Here is a 456-nt window from a genome sequence, read left to right as displayed (position 1 = left end):
GCGCAACGAGGTCGAGCGCACGATCAATCAGCTCAAGTCCTGACGGGCCGGCCCCGTTAGCGGGCTTCCAGCTCTTCGGCTCGCTGCGTCAGCTCCGCCGCGATGCCGTCCCGGTCCGGACCGTGCAACCACAGGTTCTGCGCGGCTTCTCGCAGAAGAGCCGGCTCGTCGGGCCTCTGCAGCAGCACGAGGCGAGAGGCGAGGTTGCGAATCCACACCGGGAGCGGCCCGTCGACCAAGTTCGGGCAGAGCTCCCGCAGCATCGACAGGATCGCGTCCGCATCGGCGAACGTCAGCTCTTCGACGAAGTAGTGCTGGCGGTGCTCCTGACCACACGCCGGTGCCGGACGGTACTCGTCACCGTAAAGACACCGGGCGTGCTCGGTCAGCGTGCTGTGCATGCGCTGCAGCCTACGGCGTCAAGATCCGCCGGACAGGCCCTAGCCGGTGGGTGCC

The 456-nt window shown here is 67.8% G+C and carries 1 protein-coding gene; it reads right to left on the bottom strand.

Annotated elements, in window-relative coordinates:
• Positions 1-56: 56 nt before the first annotated feature.
• Complete coding sequence (locus AC5RWQ_RS30485) at positions 57-401, bottom strand: hypothetical protein (RefSeq protein ID WP_494286045.1); 345 nt, start codon at positions 399-401, stop codon at positions 57-59.
• Positions 402-456: the final 55 nt, after the last annotated feature.

It is taken from the genome of Micromonospora sp. BS32, assembly GCF_059089345.1.
Note: the sequence above shows the minus strand (reverse complement) of the source record. Positions and strands in the feature narration are given on the sequence as shown.